The organism is Deferribacter abyssi (assembly GCF_049472655.1).
Taxonomy (GTDB): domain Bacteria; phylum Chrysiogenota; class Deferribacteres; order Deferribacterales; family Deferribacteraceae; genus Deferribacter; species Deferribacter abyssi.
The window spans coordinates 17,135-38,001 of sequence record NZ_JAQNCS010000019.1; the positions used below are offsets into that span (position 1 = coordinate 17,135).

A 20,867-nucleotide genomic window follows, 5' to 3' on the forward strand; every position below is an offset into this window, starting at 1 on the left:
TACTAAGATAATACATAGAATTTTTTCTTTTATACATAAGTTATTTTAGCAACTTTGAATATTAAATGAGTAACACTTAGATTTTATTTTTATGACTTATAATAATAAGCATTAGCTGCCACAATATATGTGGCAACTAATGCTCAACTGCATATTATAAGACAGCCTTTGCAATTTCCTGTCCAGCTATCAAAGCTTTTTTATTTAACTCTTCTGTACCTTTTGGTACCTTACTTAAAACTGCTTTCTCTAGTGATTCAAATGATACAACTTTAGAAATTTCATTGAGAGCACCCAATGTTACAATATTAGCCACAAGAGATTTACCTACTTTTTCAGCAGCTGTTTTAATAATTGGCAAAGTATATAGCTTAAAATTACCCTTTGGTGGATTTTTAACCATAAGTTCATCAACAATAACAATTCCACCTTCTTTAACTGCCTCTGAAAACTTATCTGCAGCTTCTTGAGTTAAAGCAACTAAAATATCAGCATCAATTACTTTAACATAATTAATCTCTTCTTCACTGATAACAACTTCAGCCCTTGCTGCACCACCTCTTGCTTCAGGTCCGTAAGACTTAGTTTGAACTGCATTTTTACCATCATAAACCGCTGCAATCCCAAGGATTGCACCAGATGTGATCATACCCTGTCCACCAGATCCACTTAATCTTATATCTATTCTTGCCATTGTTACTCTCCTTTATTTAATCCAACTGTAGCATCATAACTTTCGATAAATTCAGGTTTTTCTTCTTTGTGAAGTACACCAATTACAAATTTATCAGAAAGCTCTTCTGGACTCATTTTTTCAGCCTTGGCTTTTTGTACAGCTTTGTCCTTCATCCACAATAACATGGATGTAGGAGATTTAAATTTGTTTTTCCTACCAAAACCAGTTGGACAAGCATTAATAATTTCTACAACACTTAATCCTTTATGTAACAATGCTTCTTTAATCATTTTTTCACAATGGGTAGCATGGTAAGCAGTACTTCTAGCAACAAATGACGCACCAGATCCAATAGCTAAATTCACAATATCAAAATTGTTTTCAGGCATACCATATGGTGCAGTGGTTGCCCAAGCTCCTTTAGGTGTAGTAGGTGAGTATTGAGCACCAGTCATACCGTAAATATTATTATTGAAAACCAATACAGTAATATCAATATTCCTTCTGCACGCATGAATAAAGTGATTACCACCAATGGCAGTCATATCACCATCACCACCAAGAGCTATAACTTTCAATTTTGGATTTGCAATCTTAACACCTGTTGCAAAAGCAATTGAACGACCGTGTGTTGTATGGAGTGTGTTAAAATCTACATAGCCAGGCAGTCTACTACAACAGCCAATACCAGATGTTACAACAATATCATTTTTATCCCACCCAAGACTATCAATAGCCCTAATAAATGATTTTAACACAATACCATAAGTACAACCAGGACACCATATATGAGGAAGCTTCTCATTTCTTAAAAATCTACTGTAATCGTAAGCCATTTAAGCAAACCTCCTAATTTTCTCTAAGATCTCAGAAGGCAATATTGGATCAAGCATTAAGCTATATAAGCCTTCCACTTCACAACGACCTTTAGCGACTCTTTCTACCTCAAATTTCATTTGTCCAAGGTTCATTTCAGGCACAACAATCCCTTTAACATTATTAGCACTAATAAGTTTATCAAGATGCTTGTCAGGGAATGGCCATATAGTAAGTGGCCTAACAAGCCCAGCTTTAATTCCCTGCTCTCTTGCTTGTAGCACTGCATCTTTTGCAGATCTAGCAGTTACACCAATTGCAAAAACAAGAATATCAGCATCATCGCAGTAATATTCCTCAACTTTCACAATATCGTCATAATTTTTCTCTAATTTTTCAATTAATCTTTTTGTATTTTTGGTGTGAAGTACAGGATCATTAGTTGGAAAACCTGTTTCATCATGATGCAACCCTGTTACATGATATCTATATCCTGAGCCAAATGGTGGCATCGGATTAATATCCTTATCCATATCATAAGGTAAATATTCTTCAGGTGAACAATCAGGCTGAAGCCTGTCAATAACTTCAAGTTCACCTGGTTCTGGAATAACAAGAGATTCCATCATCTGCCCAATAATAGCATCTGTTAGAATCAGCACTGGACATCTATATTTCTCAGCCAAATTGAAAGCTCTAACTGTCTCGTTAAATTGCTCTTGCACAGAAGCAGGGGTTACAGCAATTATTGGGTGATCTCCGTGTGTCCCCCACTTTGCCTGCATAATATCAGATTGGCTCGGACCTGTGGGCATACCTGTAGATGGTCCACCTCTCATTACATCCACAACAACAACTGGTATTTCACAAAGTGCTGCAAATCCAAGATTCTCTTGTTTTAACGAAAAACCAGGACCACTTGTAGCAGTCAATACTTTAGCCCCTGCAAGTGAAGCACCAATTACTGATGCCATAGCAGCAATCTCATCTTCCATTTGTATAAACCTACCACCTACCTGTGGTAATCTCTCAGCCATTCTTTCTGCAATTTCTGTTGAAGGTGTAATTGGATAACCACCATAGAAACGGCAACCAGCATACAACGCACCTTCAGCTACAGCATGATTACCCATCATAAATTGTACATTTTTAGCCACTTTCAAAGCCTCCTAAATTATTGTTCTTTCTTATAAACAACTATTGCAAAATCTGGACATCTTAATTCACACTGCATACAAGCAATACATTTATCTAGATCTTTAACAGAAACTTTAAAATCTCTCATTTCTAAACATCCTGTAGGACAAAGCTCAACACAAATCTCACAACCTTTACACCATTTAGTATTGATTTCTATTCTTTCAGCTTTTGCCATTTACCTCTCCTTGTTCTAATTACTTAAAACTTTAGCAACAGTTTCACCTATTTCTGCAGGGCTCACAACAACATGAACACCTGCTTCAGTCAACGCATCCATTTTCTCTTTAGCTGTACCTTTACTACCAGAAATAATAGCACCGGCATGCCCCATTCTTTTACCTTTAGGAGCAGTTTGACCAGCAATAAATGCTACAACAGGCTTTGTAATATTTTCTTTGATATATTTAGCAGCTTGAATTTCAAGATCGCCACCAATCTCACCAATCATAACTATAGCTTTAGTTTCTGGATCCTCTTCAAACAGTTGAAGCAACTCATTATAGCTTAAACCAATAATAGGATCACCACCGATACCGACAGCGGTTGAAATCCCTAACCCTTTCTTTACAATTTGATTACTTGCTTCATATGTAAGAGTACCAGACTTAGAAATAAGTCCAACTGGACCTTTTTTGAAAATAAAACCTGGCATAATACCTATTTTACACTCTTCAGGGGTAATGATTCCAGGACAATTAGGACCAATCATTTTCACTTTTCTATGTTTCAAATATTCTTTCGCATACATCATATCTTTTACTGGTGTACCTTCAGTAATTGCAACAATCAGTTCAATTCCTGCATCAGCAGCTTCCATTATAGCATCAGCTACAAATGCAGGTGGCACAAATACTAAAGAAACCGTTGCCCCTGTTGCTTTTACAGCTTCCTCTACAGTGTTAAACACAGGAACACCCAAATGAGTAGTACCACCCTTACCAGGAGTAACTCCACCAACAATTTGAGTACCATATGCCATACATTGCTCAGCGTGGAAAGAACCTTCTTTACCAGTAATCCCCTGAACAATAACCTTTGTATCTTTATTTACTAATATACTCATGCCAACCCCCTTTCTGCTGCTTCAACAGCTTTTTTAGCACCATCTTTAAGGTCTGTAGCAGGTATAAGTTGTCTAATACCAGAGTTTTTAAGAATTTCAGCAGCCTCTTCAGCATTTGTTCCATCTAATCTAACAATAACAGGTACATCCACTTTGGTAGCTTTTGTTGCTTCAATAATACCATTGGCCACTCTATCACATCTTACTATACCACCGAATATATTTACAAATATTGATTTAACATTTGGATCTCTTAGGATTATTTCAAAGCCTTTTGCAACAGTTTCAGCACTAGCTCCACCACCTACATCAAGAAAGTTTGCAGGCTGACCTCCTTCATGTTTTATAATATCCATTGTAGCCATGGCTAGCCCTGCACCATTAACCATACAACCCACATTACCATCCAGCTTCACGTAGCTTAAACCATATTTTGCAGCTTCTATCTCTGTAGGTTCTTCTTCAGTTAAATCTCTCATAGCAAGAATTTCTGGTTGTCTATAAAGTGCATTATCATCAAATCCCATTTTAGCATCAAGTGCAATAAATTTACCTTCTTTTGTTAATACAAGAGGATTTATTTCAATTAAGTTAGCATCATAATCCATATACACATTGTAAATAGCTTGTGCAAAACTGATAAACTTATTTACCAATTCCCTTGGCAATCCAAGACCAAACGCAAGCTTCCTTCCATGAAACCCTTGAAAACCGATTGTAGGGTTAATGGCCACTTTTATTATTTTTTCAGGACTTCTAGCAGCAACCTCTTCAATTTCAACACCACCTTCAGCAGAAGCCATCATAACAGGCATTTCAAGAGACCTATCTAAAACCATTCCTAAATAGAACTCCTTTTCAATATTAACCCCTTCTTCAACATACACCCTATGAACAACTTTTCCTTCTGGACCAGTCTGGTGGGTAACAAGCTTATTACCAAGCATCTGTTTTGCAATAAGCCCAACTTCTTCAGTGGATTTTGCAAGTTTGACACCACCAGCTTTTCCTCTTCCACCTGCATGAATCTGAGCCTTTACAACCCAGATATCTAAATCACCGCCAAGCTGTTGAGCAGCTTTAACGGCATTCTCGGGTTTGAATGCCACAAAACCTCTTGGGGTTGGTACACCATATTTTCTAAAGATTTCTTTGGCCTGGTGTTCATGAATATTCATAGCTCACCTTCCTCTTATTTTTTTACCGAACGCTGATTCAGTAATACTCCTCTCCACCCTATTTTTCAAGCAATTTTTAAGGTGAGCTATTTTTAAAACGGGGTGTTAAACACCCCTTTTCGATTTTATAAGAATCCAAGCCTTTTCATGTCCTCAATAAGCTTCTTAACTGCATTCACAGAGTTATCTAACATTGCCTGCTCTTCTTCATTAAGAGAAAGTTCTATAACTTTTTCCACACCATTTGCACCTAAAACCGCTGGCACACCAAGGTACATACCATTTACACCATATTCGCCATCCAACCATGCACAAACAGGAAGAACTCTTTTCTGGTCTCTAAGAACAGCTTCAGCCATAGCAATAGCACTTGAAGCTGGAGAATAAAATGCAGAACCTTTTTTAAGGAGTGCTACTACTTCACCACCAGCCTTTCTTGTCCTTTCAACAATAGCATCCATAACTTCTTTCGCTTTTGCAGCATCACCATATTTCCTTTCAAGAAGCTCCATTACTGGGATACCATTTACATTTGCATATCTCACAAGAGGAACCATAGTATCACCATGCCCACCAAGAACAAGTGCATTGATATCTTTTACTGATACTCCAAGTTCCCATGCAATGAATGATGCAAAACGAGACGAATCGAGAACACCAGCTTGACCGTATACCCTATTGTGAGGAAAACCTGTTACCTCTCTCATCAATGTTACCATTGCGTCAAGAGGGTTTGAAATAACAATTACATGAGAATCTGGCGCATACTTTTTGATATTTTCAGCAACAGTTTTAATAATATTTGCATTTGTAGTAAGCAAGTCATCTCTGCTCATCCCTGGCTTTCTTGGAAGACCTGCAGTAACAATACAAATATCTGCACCTTCGATATCTTTATAATCGTTAGTACCTTTTACTTCTACATCAAAACCATCAACCCTTGAAGCTTCAGCGATATCAAGACATTTACCTTGTGGCATATCTTCAACGATGTCATACATCACAACATCACCAAGCTCTCTTAAAGCACAAAGTTGAGCTAAAACACCACCAATCTGACCACCACCTATTAATGCTATCTTTGGTCTTTTAAATGTTGCCATATGAGCCCCCTTTTAAATTTTATTTTGGCATAATGCCGATTATATACAATACAAACCGGGCGTTTATGCCCGGTTAATATTTCTAAAGATTATCAATGATTTCATTAAAAGTCGCACTTGGCCTCATTGCAGCAGAAATTCTTTCTTTATCTGGATGGTAATATCCTCCAATATCAACTGGATTCCCTTCAGCATCCATAATTTCTTTAAGAATCTTTTCTTCATTATTTTTCATAGTGTTAGCAACTTTTGTAAAAATTTCTTTTAATTCAGCATCTTCACTCTGCTCTGCTAAAGCTTCAGCCCAATACATTGCAAAATAAAAGTGCTCACCTCTATTATCTAACTGTCCAACCTTTCTTCCTGGCCATTTCTGATTTTCAAGAAGAGTACCAACCGCTTTATCTATAGCATCAGCCATCACTTTTGCCTTTTTATTCTTGTACTGATTATAGATATGTTCTAAAGAAGCACCAAGAGCAGTGAATTCACCCAGTGAATCCCATCTTAAATGCCCTTCTTTTAAAAACTGCTGAACATGTTTTGGAGCAGATCCACCTGCACCAGTTTCAAACAATCCTCCACCAGCAAGAAGAGGAACAATTGAAAGCATCTTAGCACTAGTACCAAGCTCTAAGATTGGGAATAGGTCTGTTAGATAATCTCTCAATACATTACCAGTAACAGAAATAGTATTAAGCCCTTTTCTAACTCTCTCTAACGTAAATCTCATCGCCTCTCTTGGTGCCATAATATGATATTCAACATCGCTTAAGTCATATTCTTTAAGATACTTATTAACCTTTTCAATTAACTGCGCATCATGAGCTCTGTTCTTATCAAGCCAGAACACAATCGGCTCTCCGCTTAACTTGGCTCTATTTACTGCAAGTTTTACCCAGTCTTTAATTGCAACATCTTTTGCCTGACATGCTCTCCAGATATCTCCTTTTTCCACTTGATGCTCGAAAAGTACATTCCCATCAGTATCTACAACCCTTATAGTTCCATCATCTGGAGCAATGAATGTTTTATCATGAGAACCGTATTCTTCGGCTTTCATAGCCATTAGTCCAACATTAGAAACACTTCCCATTGTAGATCTGTCAAAAGCACCATTCTTCTTACAATCTTCAATCACTTCTGCATACATAGTAGCATAGCATCTGTCAGGGATCATAGCTTTTGTATCATGTAACTGGCCATCAGGACCCCACATTTTACCACCGTCCCTAACAACCACAGGCATAGATGCGTCAATAATAATGTCATTAGGTACATGAAGATTTGTAATCCCTTTATCAGAATCAACCATGGCAAGAGCAGGATTTTTCTTATAAACATCCTGAATAGCATCTTCTATCTCTTTTCTTTTGTCTTCAGGAAGCTTTTGTAGCTTCTTATAGACATCGCTTAATCCATTGTTAGGATTAACACCTATTTCTTCAAAAAGATCAGCATACTTTTCAAAAACATCTTTAAAATAAACAGTAACTGCATGACCGAAAAGCACCGGGTCGGAAACTTTCATCATTGTAGCTTTCAGGTGAAGAGATAAAAGAACATCTTTTTCTTTTGCATCCTTTATTTGCTCTTCATAAAATTCACGCAGTTTTTTGGCACTCATAAAAGTACCGTCAAAAACCTCACCTTCAAGCAAATGAAGCTCTTTTAGAATTTTAACATTACCATCTTTATCAACAAACTCTATCTTCACATCAGTTTCTTTTTCAATTGTCACTGATTTTTCATTTTCATAAAAATCACCACCATCCATATATGAAACATGACATTTAGAATTCTCGGGCCAATCTTTTAATGGAAGCCCCATTGATGTAGGATATTTTTGAGCATATTTCTTAACAGCTAAAGGCGCTCTTCTATCAGAGTTGCCTTGCCTTAAAACAGGATTAACGGCACTACCCAACACTTTAGCATATCTTTCCTGGATTTTCTTTTCTTCCTCAGTTTCAGGCTCTTCAGGATAATCTGGTACTTTATACCCTTGTTTCTGAAGCTCTTCTATTGCCTCTTTGAGCTGTGGAATCGAGGCACTAATATTAGGCAACTTGATAATATTAGCTTCAGGCTTATTAACAAGTTCACCAAGATATGCCAAATCATCTGAAACTTTCTGCTCATCAGTTAAATAATCCGGAAATGTTGCAAGAATCCTCCCGGCAACAGAAATATCCCTCACCTCAACATCAACATCTGCATGCTTCAAATAAGCTTTTACGATAGGCAAAAGTGAAAAAGTTGCTAGATAAGGTGCTTCATCTGTTTCGGTCCAAATAATTGTTGGTTTCTTTTCTGCCATAACCACTCCTCACAATTCTTTTTTAAAAGTGCCTTAATACTTATAAAACTATAAAGGCACAAATTATAATACACAGTTTTACTTTACTCTATGTATACTGTATACAAATATATATAATTTACTTAACAAAGTCAAGATATATTGAATATCTTAATATTAAAACAGTATTTATTTTTACGAATCAAAGTGCATAAAAAAATATTTACTCTTTTCTGAATACATAAGGAGCTTCCCAAAGAAAACCTTATTTTAAATACACTACAACCTTCATAATCAAAAATTCATTCTGTTTAAATTTTAATATTATGATTTATTAACCTTATGATTGATTCATTAACAACTTCTAAACTCACACATTCTTAATATTTTCTATTATGTGTTATAGATTTTTTTTATAATATACCCAAAAAAAGGTGTCCGGGAGTTATTTTTACTTTCCCGGACAAAATATTAGATCAAATATTATGCGTAATCTAACTTGAAATCGCCCATCTTATGAAATTCTAAATATCTATATACTTCGTCCTTCTTAGGCTCTAACTTTTCTTTTATGACCTCAAAATACTCTTCAGGTGTTGGCAATTTACCTTTTAAAGCCGCTACTGCAGCAAGCTCTGCAGAACCAAGGTAAACTCTAGCACCATCCCCCATTCTGTTATCGAAGTTTCTTGTGGATGTAGAAATCACTGTTGATTTAGAGCGAACTCTCGCCTGGTTACCCATACATAATGAACATCCTGGAATTTCTGTCCTTGCACCAATTGCAGAATAAATTGAGTAATACCCCTCTTCCATCAATTGAGCTTTATCCATCTTTGTTGGTGGAGTTAACCAAATTCTTGTAGGTGCTTCTTTGCAACCTTCCCATATTTTACCAGCTGCTCTAAAATGTCCAATATTTGTCATACAAGAACCAATGAACACCTCATCAATCTTATCACCGGCCACTTCGCTCAAAAGTTTCACATCATCTGGATCATTTGGACATGCAACAATAGGTTCAGTAATCTCTGACAAATCAACCTCAATTACTGCAGCATACTCTGCATTTTCGTCTCTTTCGAGAAGCACAGGGTTCTCAAGCCACTTTTCGCATGCTTCTATTCTTCTCTTTAAAGTATCAGCATCCTGATATCCTTCTTCAATCATCCTCTTCATCAATGCGATATTACTACGTAAGAAATTAGCAACACTTTCTTCTGAAAGCTTAATTGTAGCACCTGCCGCTGACCTTTCTGCTGAAGCATCTGTCAATTCAAATGCCTGCTCCACAGTTAAATTTGGAAGACCTTCCATTTCAAGAATTCTACCATTGAATATATTTTTCTTACCTTTCTTCTCTACTGTTAAAAGCCCTTGTTTTATTGCAAAATATGGAATAGCGTTTACCACATCTCTTAAAGTAATTCCAGGATTTAATTCACCCTTGAATTTAACCAACACAGATTCAGGCATATCAAGAGGCATAAAACCTAGCGCACCTGCAAACGCCACAAGCCCCGACCCTGCTGGGAAAGATAAACCAATAGGAAACCTTGTATGAGAATCACCACCTGTACCAACGGTATCAGGCAACAATAACCTGTTCAACCAAGAATGAATAACTCCATCTCCTGGTTTAAGTGCAACACCACCCCTTTCCACAATAAATTGAGGAAGTGTGTGATGCATTTTAACATCAGCAGGTTTTGGATAAGCTGCCGTATGACAGAATGACTGCATAAATAGCTCGGTTTGAAACTTTAAACAAGCAAGCTCTTTTAACTCATCAGCAGTCATTGGACCTGTGGTATCCTGAGAACCTACAGTTGTCATTTTCGGCTCACAAGCTGTTCCAGGTAGCACGCCTGGTAAACCACATGCTTTACCCACAATCTTTTGAGCAAGTGTGTAACCTTGATTTGGTTTAGGTGTAGGATTGTCTGGCTTAATAAACAAGTCACTTTCACCAAGACCTAACACTTCCCTTGCTTTGTTTGTAAGTGAGCGACCAATAATAAGATTTAATCTACCACCAGCTCTAAATTCATCTCTTAATGTTGGTGGCTTAATTTCAAATGTAGATAAAACATCTCCATTCTCGCTTCTTATCTCACCTTTTTTAGTATCAATAATTATCACATCACCAGTTTTCAGTTTTGAAACATCACACATGATAGGAAGACCACCAGAATCCTGGGTAGTATTAAAGAAAATAGGAGCAATCAGACCACCGATTACAATTCCGCCTCTTCTTTTATTTGGTACATAAGGAATATCTTCCCCAATATGCCACATCAAAGAATTACAAGCGGACTTTCTTGAAGAGCCTGTACCAACCACGTCCCCAACAAATGCCACTTTATACCCTTCTTCACGAAACTGCTTAATAGTTTCTATCCCTCCTGGGAATCTTGTTTCACCCATGCTGAGAGCATGCAGCGGAATATCTGGCCTACTCCATGCATGTTTTGCAGGAGAAAAATCATCAGTATTGATTTCTCCATCAACCTTAAAAACCTTAACCTTAATCTCATCAGGAAACCCTGGTTTATTTGTAAACCATTCACCATTAGCCCATGATTCTAATACTTCTTTTGCATACTTATTATCTTTTGACATTTCAACAATTTTATCAAAAGCATCATACACTAAAATAGTGTTTTTAAGTGCTTCAGCCGCTTTAGAAGCAAGCTCATCATCATTTAACAAGTCAATAAGATAACCAACATTATAACCACCAATCATTGTCCCAAGTAAAAATACAGCATCTTCCTTTGAAACAACAGGAGATGACTTTTCACCTTTTGCTACCTTATATAACCATTCAGCTTTCACTTTAGCAGCAGGATCTACTCCGGGAGCTACTCTGTCTGTAATTAAATGAAGTAATAAATCTTTTTTATCTTCAGGAGGATTTTCTAAAAGTCTGCATACTTCTTCAGTTAGTTCAGGAGATAATGGCAATGGTGGTATCCCTAATGATTCACGCTCCTTCACATGTTCCATGTACTTATCTAGCATAATTCACCCCTCACAAGAAATTTTGTATACTGTATACTATTTTTTTGATACTTTGTCAATTTGCTAAAACGTATTTTTATATTCTTTAGTTATTCAAAGATCTTTAGGCAACTTATCATTCTTTTCAATTAGTACTCAAGCAATATAACAACTTTCTAAAGCAGTTAAAAATAAAACACTATTTAAGTGTATACAATATACAGTTGACTTTAAAGATATTTTATGCCATAAGAAAAATGTATTATCTTATAAAATCTCATATGTGAGGGTGATTATGGAATTAAAAGAAGCAGTATTAGAACTAATTAGGAGAGCTGCAACTGATTTACCCCCCGATATTGAAGATGCCTTAAAAAAAGCTTACGAAAGAGAGGATGAGGGGACACCTGCAAAAAGTGTTTTTAAAACAATCCTCGAAAATGTAGAACTTGCTAGAAAAAATTCCACACCAATTTGTCAAGACACTGGTGCTTTGATATTCTACATCGATTTTCCTGTTGGCCACGCTGAAAAAACTTATCGTGAAGCCATTGAATGGGCTGCTGCAGAAGCTACTAAAAAACAATATCTTAGACCAAATGCTGTAGATCCTATTACTGGGAAAAATTCAGGCAACAATATTGGAAAAAATGCCCCTTATATCCATTTCCATCAATGGGATAAGGATGAAGTAAGAATTAGACTTATGCTCAAAGGTGGCGGTAGTGAAAACGTTGGTATTCAATACAAACTCCCAGATTCAAATCTGAAAGCCGGTAGAGACTTGAAAGGTGTTAAAAAAGTTATAATTGATGCTGTGGTTAAAGCTCAGGGATTTGGTTGCGCACCTGGAACAATAGGAGTAGGAATTGGTGGCGACAGAGTAACATCTTATGCTCTTTCAAAAGAACAATTTTTCAGAAAGCTTAACGAAAAAAATCCAAACCCAGAAATTGCAAAGCTTGAAGAAGAACTATACAAAGAACTGAATGAACTTGGTATCGGTCCTATGGGTTTTGGAGGAAAAACAACTGTCTTGGGTGTCCACATAGACGCTCAGCATAGACATCCTGCTACTTATTATGTAGCAATTTCTTACATGTGTTGGGCTTACAGGAGAAAATCTTTAACCATAAAAGATGGCGAGGTGACTTATGCCGATTAAATTAACTACACCAATAAGTGAAGAAGAAATAAGAAAATTAAAAGTGGGCGATGAAGTCCTTTTATCAGGTACAATCGTAACTGCTAGAGATCAAGCACATAAATTGATGGTGGAAGAAAAACCTGATTTTATCAGAGAATATTTAAAAGATTCTGTAATTTACCACTGTGGGCCTGTTGTTAAGAAAAACGATGATGGTAGTTGGGAATTTGTTGCTGCTGGCCCTACAACATCATCAAGAGAAGAACCTTATCAGGCCGATGTAATCTGTGAATATCAGGTTAGAGGTGTTATTGGTAAAGGTGGTATGGGACCAAAAACTGCTGAAGGTTTGAAAAAGTGTGGTGCAGTTTATTTCCATGCTGTTGGTGGAGCTGGTTCACTTATTGCAAAGAAAGTGATTAAAGTTAAAGAAGTTTTCAAGTTAGAAGAGTTTGGTACACCTGAAGCATTTTGGGTAATCGAAGTAGAAGACTTCCCTGTTGTTGTAACCATGGATTCTCATGGGAACAGCCTTCACAAACAAATTCTTGAAAAATCAGAAGAAAAAGCCAAGGAATTGATGGGTCTAAAATAAATTTTCGGGAGCTACCGCTCCCATTTTTTTTCAGTCATACATCACGCGTTTCATATCACGGTTCTTATTGTGTTATCCTTAGCTAAGTGACTTGCATTTGTCATCCTGTGGGAACGATACTGACCGAAGGAATTCTTAACATTTTAATGTTACCAATTTTTTTTGAAATTCTTCATTTCATTCAGAATGACAGTAAAGGATAAGGTTTATAATCTTCGCTAACGCTTTGAATGACAAAAAAAGGCCGGGAAATCCCGGCCTATATCTATTTCTATTATAACAACCTACAGGAGCATTAGAATCTGTAAGTAGCTTTAAGATAGAACTGCTCTACTTTATCAACAACAGGCATCATTGTATTGAATGCAGTAGCATCCTCTATTTTCACAGGCTCACCAAGGTAGTTACCACTATTTGTGTATTCATAATCATAGTAAATAAATCCAAGAGTAGCGAAGAATCTGTTACCAACAATAGGCTGATGATAGTATACTTCGTAAACATCACCACGGGTTGCAAGCTTTTGAGCATCCCATGTATTCATAAATGGCTGCCAGTATTTGCTACCATGGTTGTATTCCACTCCTAATTTACCACCAGTAAAAGGAAGCTCAGGAGTCATAACACCTACCCATATCATGTGACCAGTACCATCCATCATTTTGTCCATTCCCATAAATTGATACATTGGATTTTCACTACGTCCTGTTGGGTCAGTCTTACTCATGGAGTATGATGCAAACCAGCTAAAGTCATATGTAATACCTTCAACCATGAGTGTATGAAGATCGATGTTACCCACTTCACTCATTGGCTCTACACGTGATACAAAACCACCATAATTTGGTACAAGGGTATATGTATCATATTTTCCATCTAAATTATAATCATTACCTGTCACATAAAATGGCATAACTGTTAATCCAATAAAACCATCTGTTAAACCAAACCCGTGAGCATAATTATACAATATTTTGTATTCATCATTATCAAAAAGCTTAGCAATTACACCAAAGAAATGAACATCATTTACATCAGCCTGAGAATTCAAAGAATTGAGTGTACCATATTGCCCTTCAAACCCTTGACCATAGCAAAATTTAATATTAAGCCCAGGAATTCCTGTAACATCTTCAAGGTTAAATCCCAGTGAACCACCATCAAAATTCATCTGAATAATAGAAGCTACAGGAGAACCACCAAGCACTGCATTCTCATGGTTTTCCATACCATAACCGTATGCTGCAGGTCTTCTACCAAAGGAGAAGTGCCAGTGAACATCACCAATACTGTTTTTATATACAAAATAAGCTCTTTCCACTCTTATACTGTCATCTGTTGGATACTGAGCAGAATTACTGTCCATAAATATACTGCTCATAGTACCATTGAAGAAATGAATTGGTGTGGAATCACCAAATGTTTTATACATAACAAGACGACCAGTAAAAGAAAGATGCTCATTTACTTTAGATTTCAAACGAAGTCTTAACCTTTCAGTCAACATATAATCATTGTTTGCATCATATTTACGTGGCTTTATAGCTTTAAACATGGTTTGAATAATTTTAACTTCATTAGCACTTAACTGTCTATCTGCAAACATATTTGTTAACATATCAAATGTTGCCGCATTCATAGGATAGCCTAGAGCAGCAAGAAGTTGTGCAAAATCAGCACCGTAAGCAGCAAAAAAAGTATCATTAAAGCCATCAGATGTTCCCGTACTAAGGTTATATGGATCTTGTGTATCCCATGTACCATTTGAATTAGTACTCAGTGTTCCATCAACAGTTCCATCTCCTTGAGATAAACTATCAGCTAACCATAAACTCATCATGTCGCTTGCAAAAGCTGGAAGTGCTCTTACATCTTTGTATTGGATGCTGTCAAATCTTGTCATGAATTCTGCGCTGATGGAAAGCTTATCAGTGGCTGTGTGTCTGGTGTTTTGATTTACAAATTTGCTCATCTGATCAACTTGTGCTTGCAAATCAGCAATCTGTTTCTTAAGCTGCTCAAGGTCTACATCCTGAGCAAAAGCAAAGGATGCTACAAAGAACACTCCCAATAAAACTGCTAAAAACTTTTTCATAATCAACCTCCTTTTAATAAACTACCCTTCTAGTAGGATTCTAAATATGACAAAAGAGACAGAGCATTGCTCTGCCTCTTTCAAATATTAACCACAAGTTTCTGGCTGGTCAGAATCAAGAGCATGATCGTAAAGATACTGAAACATGTTCTCAATATCTTTGTCACTAAGTTTTTTTGCAGATCTGTTTGCTGCACACTTTTTAATCTTTGGTAACAAAGCTTTCCACTGAGCCTGGGTCTTGCTCACTGGACTAAGAGCTGGTGCATCAGCTTTTGAACCATCATGGCATGCAAGACGACAGTTTTTCTTCCAAACTCTTTTGCCTTTTCTTGTGTTTGGTTTTGCAAAAACAGCAGTAGTTGCAAAAACAGCAATTAGTGCAACAACTAGCATCGATACAAATACTTTTTTCATAGCAACCTCCTTATTTTACGGCTTTAAAAAAGCCATTTTTATCTTTTTATTACAATCAAAAAACTCTTACTTATAAATCAAAAATTTCTGCAAATATCTCATCTAACTCCAAAAACAATCCTTTTAATGCTATAGAAACATCTTTATAAAAAGCCAAATTAGAACCTTCTATTACCTTGTCTGAAAACTCAACTACATACTTACCAATATAATTGTACAAGATGGTAAAAAGCGTAGCAAGTGTATTTATAAAATTTTCATTCTTTTTTTTCATATCAATAATTTTATTTATAAGACCAGAACAAAATTCCAATATAATATGTATGTGATCCACTACCTCTTTTATATCTTCTCTTAAGATAAAACCCTCATTGTTCATCATATCTCTTAATGCAACAGTAGTTTCGCCCATTAATAACTTTTCCTCTTCCAGATAATATGAAGCGTAAGGCACAGCGACAACACCACCATAATTTGATACAAAAAGTCTTACATACTCAGCTTCCATATCTACCTGATCTGGCAACTCAGGTAAATTCCCTACATAATCTTCTAAAAAATCCTGAAAAACAGGTAATATTTCTTTTATCCTCTCATATATTTCTTTATCTGGATATCGATAGCAAAGAGATAAAAAGAAAAAAACAGACGATAAACTTTCAAGTCCTAACTGATCGGGATTTATACTCCTAAGTGGAAGATCTTCGACATTTCCTTTAAGCAAAACATTTTTCAAATCACTAAAATCAATCAAAATCAACCTCTATTATCTATACTTTTTAATATATTAATATTTTGATTTTTGTTTGTAAAGACTTTTTTGTATACAATATGCAATTTTTTATCAGCATTGTTTTATAAAAAATTTTGCCAATAATATTATACATCCTAGTGTGATTAATAAAACGTACCACCCATAATGTCTATAAACTAAAATTGGTAAAAAAGATCCAATACTTCCACCTAAATAGTAGAATGATACATACAATCCATTTACCACACCTTTATGATCATCAGATAACTTGTTTAAAAATCCTGAGACAAGAGAATGAACCGTAAACATACCACCGCAGAAAAAAAACATACCTATAAAAAATATTATAATACTTTCTATCGATAATATAAGCAATGAAACAAAATAAAGTGTAGCTCCTGCAAGGGCTGCATTTCTGACTGAACCTTTAAATACTTTGATAATTTTAGTAGAATTTAATGAAGCTACAATTCCAAGCATATAACCACTATACATTACCCCAGTTTTAAATTCACCAATATTTGTAGATATCTCTTTCATACGAAAAGGCAAAGCATTCAATAGTGCTGCAAACACAAAAAATACACAAAAAATCGAAAAATAATAGTATAAAAATATCTTATTAGATAAAACATCTTTAAAGACTGACAAATTAATTTTGTTTACCTTGACTTTTTCATCTTTTTTTAGTTTAAGAATCAAAAAAGATGAAAAAATTAGGCTCATACTTAAAAATAAAAACACATAACGCCATCCAAATATACTTGATATTAATCCCGCAATAAATCTCCCAAAAAACCCCCCCATAATAGTACTTGCTATATAAATAGACATTACTCTTTGAACAGAATCAAAACTTGAAATCAAAGAAATATAAGTCATTAATGCAGTGAGAATTGCTGGAATAATAAGACCTTGAATCAATCTAGCCAAAAGAATTATTGTAAAATCAGATGCAAAATAAACTATCAACTCACTAAAAGCTAGCAAAAAAGTTGCAACTAGTAGTAGTTTCTTCGCAGAAAATTTCTCTAAGATATAACCATAAAATAGAGGCGCAATGGCTAGAGGAATCAAGGTAATCGTAATCAACAGTGATGATTTATCTGAAGTGATGCAAAACTCTTCAGAAAAAACAGGCAATAAAGGTTGAGGGGCATAAAGAGCCGAAAATGTCATAACAGTCACAAAAGAAGCAATAAAAATATATTTTTTATTCATAAACGCACTATAAATTCATTTATAGGATTTATCAATATTGTTCTAAGTTCAACAATCAATGTTCATTATTGGAACATTGAAAAATTTATTTATTCAACGAAGTTACCAATGCATAACTATATGTTTAACATATTGGTAATATTGGCTTACTTCGTCGTTTTGCACCTTCAACAACAAAGAAAAAGCGTGTTTTTTTATAAAATTTTGAATTTTTTTAACCATTAATAATCATATAAATATAAAAAAGATGAAGGAGGTAAAAATGAAAACTCATCAGCTCTTTTTGATTATCATGTTTTTATTAACAGCTATTATGCAATATAATTTATATTTAAAAGATAAAAAATATAGCAAAATTAAAAACAAACACCACAGAAAACAAAAACAAAATTAAAAAACACCCTTTTTAAATTTTATTTATTCAATCATTTTTTGAGGAAGATAAAATACAATCTCTGGAAACATAGTAATTAAAACAACCATGATTATCATTATAAGAAAAAATGGAAATGTAGCCTTTAAGATTTTAGATATATCCTCACCTGATATTCCCTGAATTACAAAAAGACTAAAACCTACAGGTGGTGTAATCTGAGCCAACTCCACCATGAATACTAAAAATATACCAAACCATAATGGCTTAAACCCGGCCAAAGTAACAATGGGTAATACAATGGGTAGAGTCATAACTACCATGGAAATTCCGTCCAAAATCATCCCTAAAAAGATATACATCAATCCCACAACAAAAATCAAAACATAAGGTGACAAATTTAAGCCTGCAATATATTCACTCAACGCTCTAGCTATTCCCACAAAACCAACTACCTGTGATAAAAACGCAGCACCCATTATTATAAACGAAATCATACAGGTTGTCTTGACAGCACTTAAAAGAGAAATCTTAAAGTTTTCCCATGTTAGGTTTTTAAACAATATGGCAAGCAAATAAGCACCTAATACACCTATGGCAGCTGCTTCAGTGGGTGTTGTAAAACCAAGATAAATACCACCTAACACTATAAAAACAAGAAATAAAACAGGAAATATTTCTTTTGATCGTTTAATTTTTTCTTTAAAAGAAAATTTTTCATCGTCTTTAGGAACCACATTTGGCTTTAACAAAGAAACAATAATTATGTATGAAGAATACATACCAGCAAGCATTAAGCCAGGTATAACACCACCTACAAAAAGCTTACCGATAGATGTGTCAGAAAGCACACCATAAATAATCATAATTAAACTTGGTGGAATAAGAAAACCAAGAGTCCCAGCCCCGGCAAGAGAACCCAATGCAAGATTTTTATCATATCCTCTCTTTGAAAGTTCATCCAACGTAATCTTTCCCACTGTAGCTGTAGTAGCTGCACTTGAGCCTGAAACTGCTGCAAACAGTGAACATGCTACAACATTTATATGAAGTAATTTTCCTGGCACCTTTGTAAGCCATGGTAATAATCCATTCAACAGCTTTGTAGAAATAGCAGTCCTGTATAACACCTCACCCATCAAAATAAACAAAGGTAGTGCAGTCAAAGACCAAGAATCCAAACTGTTCCATACAGAATTTGCAATCAACGCTCCAATTTTGTGCCAAACAGAGATAGTGGGTGGCAAATTAAACTTGTAAAGCAACATCCCAGCGATAGCTGCAGCAAAAAGAGAAAATCCTATCCATAAGCCACTAAGCAAAAACAAAAACATGATACCAAACATAATAAAGGAAAGTATTAGTGGATCAGAGATCATTTACCATCCTCTTTAATAAATTTTTTCAAAATTTCGCCAAAAACCTGCAAAGCAAAAATTGTATATCCTATAGGTAATGCTATTTGAGGTAAATAAAGCGGCGTTTCCGCTATTGTATCCGCACGCATATCCAAAGAATAAGTGTCATACACCATCATTGCAGAATGATATATGGAAAAAACAAGTATTGCCAAAACAACAAAAAGAACTACTGTCTCAAGATAGTTTCGAGCTTTTTCTCCCAATCTCGATGTAATAATAGTAATTCTTATATGGCTTTTTTCCTTAAAAGTGTAAGATAAGCCCAACATTACCACAAAAACAAACATATAAGCGCTGTATTCATCAGCTATCAACGTGGATGTATTGAACAAAGCCCTAAGAAAAATTTCTACTGCTATCAAACATACAATTAAAATCATAAAAATTGCTGAAAAAACGGCACCGATATTCGATGCCGTCTCAATGATTCTTAATATTCTTTTCATTTTACATATTTTTCCAAAACTTTTCTTTCTTTACCTTTTGCTTTTTTCATAAACTCTTCAATAATCTTTTTAGCAGCCTTATCCATAGCCGTAACTAATTCTGGTGTAGGATCATTTATAATCATTCCATGCTTTTCTAGTATCTTAGCAGCAGTAAAATACCTTTCTTTTGAATTTTTCCATTGTTTTTCTTCTATTTCTCTGGCTGCTTTCAAAATTGCTTTTTGCTGATCTTTTGACAATGACTTCCAGTAGTCAAGATTTATAGTCACCATATTGAGAGGAAACGCATAGTAAATATTTGTAAAATATTTCAATACTTCCCAGAATTTACCATTTTTTGCAGATTCTGTGGAAGTTAACACAGAATCAATTACTCCGGTCCTGAGAGATGAGTAAACCTCTCCCCATGGCATTGATACAGGAGACCCACCAAGCTCTCTCAAAAACTTTGCACCGTTCTTGTCGTAAGTCCTTGTTTTAAGCCCTTTTAAATCAGCAACACTTTTTATTTCTTTTTTGGTAACCAAACCACTTGGTGGCCATGGAGCAGCATATAAAAACTTTTGATTCCATTTCAATGCAGCTTTTTCATAGAGCGGCTTACAATCTTCATATAAAGCTCTTGCTTCTTTAAAGTTTGAAACAAGTCTTGGTAATGAACTTATTCCAAAAACATGTTCACTACCTGCAACAACACCCATCAGAATATCAGACATAGGAACTTGAGCATCTTTTACAGCTTTTAGAAGCTCTGGGCCTTTAAACCCCAAACTTCCACCAGGATGAACAATTATTTTCACGCTACCATTAGAGTATTTTTCCACCAATTTAGCAAATTCCATCGCTCCCTGAGTATGAAAACTGGTAGCACCATAAATAGCATTTAAATCAAGCTTAACATTTCCAGCAAACACGGTTAAAGAAAACATTAGTGCCAACATAAAACTTAAAACATTTTTTACATACTTCATGACATCCTCCTTTTTATTTGTAGTGCTTAATCTAGCTAATTAATTATAAATAAATAATCTCCTTATTCAATCTTAATTTTATCCTA

General features: G+C 35.3%; 18 protein-coding genes. 2 read left to right on the plus strand and 16 right to left on the minus strand.

The annotated features are described in order from the left end of the window. Positions 1-154: 154 nt before the first annotated feature. The 9 genes from OWK30_RS10135 to acnB all read right to left on the minus strand — a co-directional run bounded on the left by OWK30_RS10135 (position 155) and on the right by acnB (position 11,359). Positions 155-694, minus strand: coding sequence for a 2-oxoacid:acceptor oxidoreductase family protein (locus tag OWK30_RS10135; RefSeq protein ID WP_423326143.1), 540 nt, complete (start codon positions 692-694; stop codon positions 155-157). A 2-nt stretch (positions 695-696) separates the two neighbouring features. Beyond that, positions 697-1,512 (minus strand): 2-oxoacid:ferredoxin oxidoreductase subunit beta, encoded by an 816-nt coding sequence (locus OWK30_RS10140; RefSeq protein ID WP_423326145.1) that lies wholly within the window; start codon positions 1,510-1,512, stop codon positions 697-699. Next, a complete protein-coding gene (locus OWK30_RS10145; protein WP_423326147.1) occupies positions 1,513-2,649 on the minus strand; it encodes a 2-oxoacid:acceptor oxidoreductase subunit alpha in 1,137 nt (378 codons plus the stop codon). It abuts the gene before it with no gap. A 17-nt stretch (positions 2,650-2,666) separates the two neighbouring features. Further along, entirely contained in the window at positions 2,667-2,867 is a 201-nt protein-coding gene (locus OWK30_RS10150) for a 4Fe-4S binding protein (RefSeq protein WP_423326149.1), read from the minus strand. 15 nt (positions 2,868-2,882) lie between these two features. After that, positions 2,883-3,755 carry a succinate--CoA ligase subunit alpha gene (sucD, locus tag OWK30_RS10155; protein ID WP_423326151.1) on the minus strand — a complete coding sequence of 291 codons (873 nt, stop codon included), beginning with the start codon at positions 3,753-3,755 and terminating at the stop codon, positions 2,883-2,885. Next, entirely contained in the window at positions 3,752-4,933 is a 1,182-nt protein-coding gene (sucC, locus tag OWK30_RS10160) for an ADP-forming succinate--CoA ligase subunit beta (protein WP_423326153.1), read from the minus strand. The genes sucD and sucC overlap by 4 nt, the downstream gene beginning before the upstream one ends. Positions 4,934-5,058: 125 nt before the next feature. Beyond that, positions 5,059-6,036, minus strand: a complete 978-nt coding sequence (gene mdh, locus OWK30_RS10165; RefSeq protein WP_423326155.1) for a malate dehydrogenase — start codon at positions 6,034-6,036, stop codon at positions 5,059-5,061. Positions 6,037-6,118: 82 nt separating this feature from the next. Next, on the minus strand, positions 6,119-8,356 hold the full coding sequence (locus OWK30_RS10170) for an NADP-dependent isocitrate dehydrogenase (protein WP_423326157.1): 2,238 nt from the start codon (positions 8,354-8,356) through the stop codon (positions 6,119-6,121). Between the two features lie 462 nt (positions 8,357-8,818). After that, positions 8,819-11,359: a bifunctional aconitate hydratase 2/2-methylisocitrate dehydratase gene (gene acnB, locus OWK30_RS10175; protein ID WP_423326159.1), complete on the minus strand. Its 2,541-nt coding sequence runs from the start codon at positions 11,357-11,359 to the stop codon at positions 8,819-8,821. 274 nt (positions 11,360-11,633) lie between these two features. Here acnB and OWK30_RS10180 point away from each other — a divergent pair, with 274 nt between their 5' ends. Both OWK30_RS10180 and OWK30_RS10185 read left to right on the plus strand, forming a co-directional pair. Next, a complete protein-coding gene (locus OWK30_RS10180; RefSeq protein WP_423326161.1) occupies positions 11,634-12,503 on the plus strand; it encodes a fumarate hydratase in 870 nt (289 codons plus the stop codon). Continuing rightward, positions 12,493-13,080, plus strand: coding sequence for a FumA C-terminus/TtdB family hydratase beta subunit (locus tag OWK30_RS10185; RefSeq protein WP_423326162.1), 588 nt, complete (start codon positions 12,493-12,495; stop codon positions 13,078-13,080). Before OWK30_RS10180 ends, OWK30_RS10185 begins: the two co-directional genes overlap by 11 nt. A gap of 295 nt (positions 13,081-13,375) precedes the next feature. On the opposite strand, the gene OWK30_RS10190 is transcribed toward OWK30_RS10185, so the two are convergent. The 7 genes from OWK30_RS10190 to OWK30_RS10220 form a co-directional block, all read right to left on the minus strand. After that, on the minus strand, positions 13,376-15,175 hold the full coding sequence (locus tag OWK30_RS10190) for a DUF3373 family protein (RefSeq protein WP_423326164.1): 1,800 nt from the start codon (positions 15,173-15,175) through the stop codon (positions 13,376-13,378). An 87-nt stretch (positions 15,176-15,262) separates the two neighbouring features. Next, a complete protein-coding gene (locus OWK30_RS10195; protein WP_423326166.1) occupies positions 15,263-15,592 on the minus strand; it encodes a c-type cytochrome in 330 nt (109 codons plus the stop codon). A 70-nt stretch (positions 15,593-15,662) separates the two neighbouring features. Continuing rightward, positions 15,663-16,346 carry a TorD/DmsD family molecular chaperone gene (locus tag OWK30_RS10200; protein ID WP_423326168.1) on the minus strand — a complete coding sequence of 228 codons (684 nt, stop codon included), beginning with the start codon at positions 16,344-16,346 and terminating at the stop codon, positions 15,663-15,665. A gap of 90 nt (positions 16,347-16,436) precedes the next feature. Next, the gene (locus OWK30_RS10205) at positions 16,437-17,567 is read right to left on the minus strand and encodes an MFS transporter (RefSeq protein ID WP_423326170.1); all 1,131 of its coding nucleotides are present in this window, start codon (positions 17,565-17,567) and stop codon (positions 16,437-16,439) included. Positions 17,568-17,984: 417 nt separating this feature from the next. Then, positions 17,985-19,319, minus strand: coding sequence for a TRAP transporter large permease (locus OWK30_RS10210; protein ID WP_423326172.1), 1,335 nt, complete (start codon positions 19,317-19,319; stop codon positions 17,985-17,987). After that, entirely contained in the window at positions 19,316-19,807 is a 492-nt protein-coding gene (locus OWK30_RS10215; protein WP_423326174.1) for a TRAP transporter small permease subunit, read from the minus strand. The genes OWK30_RS10210 and OWK30_RS10215 overlap by 4 nt, the downstream gene beginning before the upstream one ends. Beyond that, positions 19,804-20,781 carry a TRAP transporter substrate-binding protein gene (locus OWK30_RS10220; RefSeq protein ID WP_423326176.1) on the minus strand — a complete coding sequence of 326 codons (978 nt, stop codon included), beginning with the start codon at positions 20,779-20,781 and terminating at the stop codon, positions 19,804-19,806. The genes OWK30_RS10215 and OWK30_RS10220 overlap by 4 nt, the downstream gene beginning before the upstream one ends. Between the last annotated feature and the right edge of the window lie 86 nt (positions 20,782-20,867).

What these genes read in the sequence shown, in the direction of transcription:
- OWK30_RS10135 (WP_423326143.1), bottom strand. Translation starts at nt 694, where the DNA reads ATGGCAAGAATAGATATAAGATTAAGTGGATCTGGTGGACAGGGTATG.
- OWK30_RS10150 (WP_423326149.1), bottom strand. Translation starts at nt 2,867, where the DNA reads ATGGCAAAAGCTGAAAGAATAGAAATCAATACTAAATGGTGTAAAGGT.
- OWK30_RS10215 (WP_423326174.1), bottom strand. Translation starts at nt 19,807, where the DNA reads ATGAAAAGAATATTAAGAATCATTGAGACGGCATCGAATATCGGTGCC.
- OWK30_RS10185 (WP_423326162.1), top strand. Translation starts at nt 12,493, where the DNA reads ATGCCGATTAAATTAACTACACCAATAAGTGAAGAAGAAATAAGAAAA.
- OWK30_RS10140 (WP_423326145.1), bottom strand. Translation starts at nt 1,512, where the DNA reads ATGGCTTACGATTACAGTAGATTTTTAAGAAATGAGAAGCTTCCTCAT.
- OWK30_RS10190 (WP_423326164.1), bottom strand. Translation starts at nt 15,175, where the DNA reads ATGAAAAAGTTTTTAGCAGTTTTATTGGGAGTGTTCTTTGTAGCATCC.
- OWK30_RS10195 (WP_423326166.1), bottom strand. Translation starts at nt 15,592, where the DNA reads ATGAAAAAAGTATTTGTATCGATGCTAGTTGTTGCACTAATTGCTGTT.
- OWK30_RS10170 (WP_423326157.1), bottom strand. Translation starts at nt 8,356, where the DNA reads ATGGCAGAAAAGAAACCAACAATTATTTGGACCGAAACAGATGAAGCA.
- sucC (WP_423326153.1), bottom strand. Translation starts at nt 4,933, where the DNA reads ATGAATATTCATGAACACCAGGCCAAAGAAATCTTTAGAAAATATGGT.
- OWK30_RS10210 (WP_423326172.1), bottom strand. Translation starts at nt 19,319, where the DNA reads ATGATCTCTGATCCACTAATACTTTCCTTTATTATGTTTGGTATCATG.
- OWK30_RS10220 (WP_423326176.1), bottom strand. Translation starts at nt 20,781, where the DNA reads ATGAAGTATGTAAAAAATGTTTTAAGTTTTATGTTGGCACTAATGTTT.
- OWK30_RS10180 (WP_423326161.1), top strand. Translation starts at nt 11,634, where the DNA reads ATGGAATTAAAAGAAGCAGTATTAGAACTAATTAGGAGAGCTGCAACT.
- OWK30_RS10205 (WP_423326170.1), bottom strand. Translation starts at nt 17,567, where the DNA reads ATGAATAAAAAATATATTTTTATTGCTTCTTTTGTGACTGTTATGACA.
- sucD (WP_423326151.1), bottom strand. Translation starts at nt 3,755, where the DNA reads ATGAGTATATTAGTAAATAAAGATACAAAGGTTATTGTTCAGGGGATT.
- mdh (WP_423326155.1), bottom strand. Translation starts at nt 6,036, where the DNA reads ATGGCAACATTTAAAAGACCAAAGATAGCATTAATAGGTGGTGGTCAG.
- acnB (WP_423326159.1), bottom strand. Translation starts at nt 11,359, where the DNA reads ATGCTAGATAAGTACATGGAACATGTGAAGGAGCGTGAATCATTAGGG.